The sequence below is a fragment of the Blautia sp. MSJ-36 genome (assembly GCF_018917985.1).
Taxonomy (GTDB): Bacteria; Bacillota; Clostridia; order Lachnospirales; family Lachnospiraceae; genus Blautia_A.
In genome coordinates, this window is sequence record NZ_JAHLPQ010000052.1 from 1 (window position 1) to 4,619 (window position 4,619).

5 protein-coding genes and 1 riboswitch are annotated in these 4,619 nt (G+C 42.6%); all 5 genes read left to right on the top strand.

The window, feature by feature from the left end; translation table 11 throughout:
* The first annotated feature begins 211 nt into the window (after positions 1-211).
* The 5 genes from KQI39_RS16955 to KQI39_RS16975 all read left to right on the top strand — a co-directional run bounded on the left by KQI39_RS16955 (position 212) and on the right by KQI39_RS16975 (position 4,435).
* Complete coding sequence (locus tag KQI39_RS16955; protein WP_216419744.1) at positions 212-694, top strand: flavodoxin; 483 nt, start codon at positions 212-214, stop codon at positions 692-694.
* 383 nt (positions 695-1,077) lie between these two features.
* Positions 1,078-1,151, top strand: a riboswitch (cyclic di-GMP riboswitch).
* A 73-nt stretch (positions 1,152-1,224) separates the two neighbouring features.
* Positions 1,225-2,643 (top strand): hypothetical protein, encoded by a 1,419-nt coding sequence (locus KQI39_RS16960; protein WP_216419746.1) that lies wholly within the window; start codon positions 1,225-1,227, stop codon positions 2,641-2,643.
* A 345-nt stretch (positions 2,644-2,988) separates the two neighbouring features.
* Positions 2,989-3,279, top strand: coding sequence for a helix-turn-helix domain-containing protein (locus tag KQI39_RS16965; RefSeq protein WP_216419748.1), 291 nt, complete (start codon positions 2,989-2,991; stop codon positions 3,277-3,279).
* Between the two features lie 516 nt (positions 3,280-3,795).
* On the top strand, positions 3,796-4,209 hold the full coding sequence (locus KQI39_RS16970; RefSeq protein ID WP_330654107.1) for a type II toxin-antitoxin system PemK/MazF family toxin: 414 nt from the start codon (positions 3,796-3,798) through the stop codon (positions 4,207-4,209).
* A complete protein-coding gene (locus tag KQI39_RS16975; protein WP_216419749.1) occupies positions 4,202-4,435 on the top strand; it encodes a DNA-binding protein in 234 nt (77 codons plus the stop codon). Before KQI39_RS16970 ends, KQI39_RS16975 begins: the two co-directional genes overlap by 8 nt.
* The last annotated feature ends 184 nt before the right edge of the window (positions 4,436-4,619 follow it).

The window sequence follows — 4,619 nt, forward strand, 5'->3', positions numbered from 1 at the left end:
GCCTCTTTTAGAGGCCAGCCGGTATATATGCTTGAGGCATCCGCCTTTCAGGCGTTGCAGGCATAAGCCCCTTATAGGGGCAGAATCAAACCACCAGTTGAACTGGTGGTTCATGACTTTTTTATTTCTTGAGGATTATTAGTTTAGTGTTCAAACGATAAGTCTATTCATATTACCCTATAATAGAGAAACAAATTAGGAGGGCGCGCAAATGAGCAGAAAACTCATTGCATATTTCTCTGCCAGTGGAGTTACTGGCAATGTCGCTAAGACATTAGCAGAGGCGGCAAATGCCGACCTGTATGAGATAAAACCGGCAGTTCCGTACACTGCTGCGGATCTGAACTGGATGGATAAGAAATCCCGTAGCTCGGTTGAGATGCAGGATAAGACTTCAAGACCGGAAATGGCTGACCATAATGCACCTGTGGCGGATGCCGATGTCATTTTCGTTGGTTTTCCGATTTGGTGGTATGTGGCACCGCACATCATCAATTCTTTCCTGGAAACATATGATTTCAGTGGGAAGACTATTGTACTTTTTGCCACTTCCGGTGGCAGTGACTTTGGAAGAACACTGGAAGTGTTAGAGGATAGTGTCCATGGTGCTGCACATCTGATGGAAGGAAGAATGCTTAATGGAAAGCAGGATATGGACGCATTGAAATCGTGGGTTGATAGTCTGGGTCTGTAATAAGTGATTAAAAATATGAAGCTCTGGCAATACTCGAATGAGTGTTGTCAGAGCTTCTTTTTGCCTGTTTTTAAGGCAACTCGTTCATTTACGATGCATTGATCACTATAAAAACGAAAATGACCTATTAACAGGTCAATAGACCTTTTCAAGATAGCAGATGCACTTGGGATTTCGGCGGGTGACCTTCTAAACTATTCGTTACCAGCTTCCAATTTGTGATTAGCGAAGAGATTTAATTGTATCCTGCAATGCTCTGATACTGATTCTGGCTTGATAGATTACATTACATCCTGATGGCCTTACTAATATTATATGAAATTATTGACCGCAAGGCTATCAGTTTCGATACTGAGAACTCTTGAGGTTTTCTTTTATACAAAATAATACTTTGGCACAACCGGGGAAACCCGGCGTCGCAAAACTACAGGGCCTGAAATGGCAGCCAGTTGCACTAACGCAGTTAGCGTAGTACCTGCCCAGGCAAAAAATGTCTGGGCTTTTCTGTTATACATTGAGGAGGTGTTCTTATGTTCTTCGAGAAATTATTCAAGAAAAAAGAAGGACAGACAATCGAATGGGTAGAAGCACCGCCGATTGAGACGACTAAGATTATGGATGCTGCTTCAAATTCTGCAGTTATTTCGGACGAACAGAAACATGATCATGATTTCAGATTGACACTGACCGGATTGGAGCAGAGATTACATACATCCGAAAGCACCGAGGAAATCATCATGGAGGCAATCAAGACTGCATGTGATTTTTATGAAGCAGAATGGGCAGGCATTTTGATTGCTGATGTTGAAACTGAGGCATGGGCTCCGATGACCTGCTATAACCGTCTTACCGGAAGGATGGAATCTCGCTATACAAAAGAGATTGAAGCATTTGAAGGTTTTGGACGGTGGATCAAAGCGTTCTATGACGGAAAACCTCTTGTGGTTCCGGATGCATCTGTGATTAAAAAGAGGTTCCCGGATGAGTTCCAGCATTATCAAAGATTGGATGTACAGAGTCTGATCGGTACGCCATTTGGCGAAAAGCCAACAGGTTTCTTTGTTGTGAAAAATCCTACCAGATATAAGACATATCCGGATATGGCGCAGATGCTTGCTTTTGTAAGCATGTCTACCTTTTATCTGCAGGAGCTGCAGCAGAGTATGGCAGAGTTGGAAACAAACCAGGACGATTCTGCAGATGAACATACCATTCGCATTAACCTTCTTGGTATGCCAGAGGTCTGTGTAGGAAGCAAAAAGCTGGATATGAGAGTCTATGCTTCTGATAACGCATGGAAGATAATTTCTTTCCTGGCATTGAAAGGTAAACCAGTTCCTGGATCAACCTTGGTTGAGAATATCTGGCCGAAGATAAAAGATACATCCGATACCAATCCTCTTCGCAGTGCTCTTTATCAGATGCGTAGCAAGTTCCAGTTTCTCTGTCCTAATATTATTTCCAGCAATGAACAAGGATACTGGTTTAATCCAGACTACCGTGTTGAGGTGGATACGGTTCTGGTGGAAGAACTGTGGAAGAAAATTTCTGAAGAGAAAAATCACAGTGTAAGATTGGCTCACCTGAAGCAGGCAGCCAAATTGTTCAGAGGATATCTCTGTGATAACAAACTGGATGAACCATGGATGATTTCTTATTATCATACATACATCAGTCTCTTCGCTCAGATCATGACTAACCTTTTAGATGAGTTGGGGAAAGAAAAAAACTATGTCAGTATTCACAAGTACGCTTCCTGTGCTTCAACCGTATTGACTGGTAATTCTAAAATCTGTTTCTGGCTGACTGTTGCTACATACTTTATAAGTGGCAGAGGAGCTGCCAATGAAGTGGTTAATGCTAGCAGGAGTTCCCTTTCTTCAGAAGAATTCGATGTCCTGCTGAAAGAAATCGAAGCCTATATTAAGGAACAAGGAGGTAATCTGTAAGTTGTTTCCGTTGTAACACGGGAAATAACACACCAATTTTTAGCTCACACATAGTATCACACAGGTGACGTTACCAGATACAACACGGCAACACGTCTGGTGACACTGCACTAAACATGTAGTACAACACCCTTGTTCGATAGCATTTCGAGGCAAGTAAAAATTGCCTTTGAAATCTACCGAATGGGGGTGTCTTTTTGCATCCGGATAAGTCTTCTGGAGCGGTTATTCTTGCAAGTATTTGTAGGAATGGCCGCTCCTTTTTTTGTTATTACAGGTGCCGTGCACCTCCTTCGGTTCTTGGGTTTGCAACTTTTCAAATTTCGAGAACTGGAGGAAATAAAAATGTATTTTGATCCGAAAATGTGCGGAAAACGTATTCAGGTCCTTCGCAAGAAGAAGGGACTTACACAGCTGCAGCTGTCTTTTAAAATCAATGTTTCAGAGAGTCATCTGAGAGCAATCGAAACCGGTATTCGCGGTGCTTCCATAGATCTGCTGATTGAGTGTTCAGAGTTTTTCCAGGTATCACTTGATTACCTTGTACTTGGTAAGACAGATCCAGACAAAGCAGAGATGATGATGCAGCTGGATATTCTGAGCAATCACATTGATCAGCTGAGAAAACTGATTTGAAATATACGGAATTGTCAAGAGGAAAACATATCGTTTCTGGCGAGGTTGTGTGCCCTTTGAGAATATGTTGAGGGCCAAAATCTTCGATAGAATTATTCTCGTAAGCGGTGCTTCACCGCTTACGAGATCTTTGAAAACAGAATACTATTCATCAGAACTTTACTGTAGAAGGGAGCCTTCGTCGGCACGCCATGATGTTCAATGGAACGTAGCGATTCGCCGGAGCAAATGCCAGATTGCAACTGGCGGTGGTGTTGATCTTCTGCAGGTACAATGATACTTCCGTAATTCGCGGTCCGGCCATAATGAAGGCGGGATGGTTAAACACCAATGAAGCTGCTTCGCAAGCGCGTCTGATGAAATCCCTGTAACTCCCTGGGTAGCAGAGTAAAAATTCGGGAGAACCATATTAGCAGTAAGCACTGATGGTATAGAGAGTATTTCACATCCGTTTATCAGTGCTTTTTCCATATGAGAACGTTTCGTTCAGAAGATATGGAGACTGGAGGAAGTCACATGATGAAAGAAGATTGGGTTTACCGGCGAGGTGATATCTATCTTGCCAATCTTGGTAAACCGGAGGGATCACAGCAAGGCGGTGTTCGCCCGGTGGTGATACTTCAAAATGATATCGGGAATTATTATTCCCCGACACTGACGCTGGCTCCGCTCACATCCAAAACCGAAAAAAAGAAACGTCAGCCGACACACTATTACATCCGAAAGGCAAAAGGGCTGGATCGACCTTCCACGGTATTAGCGGAACAGTTGGGAACTTTTGATAAGAAGTGCATCATCCGTTATCTCGGACGAGTAAGCAAAGGACAGATGCGCGGGATTGATGATGCTGTGAAAGTTCAGCTGGGTTATTACATCCAGGAACATGCACGGCGAGATGCAATCTATCGTGGAGGAAAGGAACATGGATAAGATGTATACGAGAAAAGATGCAGCGAATCTATTAGGGATTAGCCTTGCAACATTGGATGCTGCCAGAATTGGCGGTTTGATTTCCTATGTACAGTATGTGGAAAATGGTTGTGTATTTTTCACCGAAACTAGTCTTCAGGAATATATTGCAAGATGCACCCATAGAGCAAAACCTATGGAAGTGAATGCAACATATCGTAAGAAGAGAAATGGCAGACGCGCATAATTCGACATCCTTGAGGATTTGGATACTCTCTGTTAAAAAGAGAATATCAGCGCTGCAATAATTAGAAGTCCAGCTAATAAATGTCAATAGTTAAATGAAAAAAATTGCTCTTATTTTCTGGCTAAAAAAGGGTAGACGTCCCCCTTGGTGAAAATATCGTTCTTTTGAAAGATATTGATTCGTT

Bases quoted from the DNA above. Each gene is read 5' to 3' on its own strand.
- KQI39_RS16955 (WP_216419744.1), top strand. From the start codon at position 212: ATGAGCAGAAAACTCATTGCATATTTCTCTGCCAGTGGAGTTACTGGC.
- KQI39_RS16960 (WP_216419746.1), top strand. From the start codon at position 1,225: ATGTTCTTCGAGAAATTATTCAAGAAAAAAGAAGGACAGACAATCGAA.
- KQI39_RS16965 (WP_216419748.1), top strand. From the start codon at position 2,989: ATGTATTTTGATCCGAAAATGTGCGGAAAACGTATTCAGGTCCTTCGC.
- KQI39_RS16970 (WP_330654107.1), top strand. From the start codon at position 3,796: ATGATGAAAGAAGATTGGGTTTACCGGCGAGGTGATATCTATCTTGCC.
- KQI39_RS16975 (WP_216419749.1), top strand. From the start codon at position 4,202: ATGGATAAGATGTATACGAGAAAAGATGCAGCGAATCTATTAGGGATT.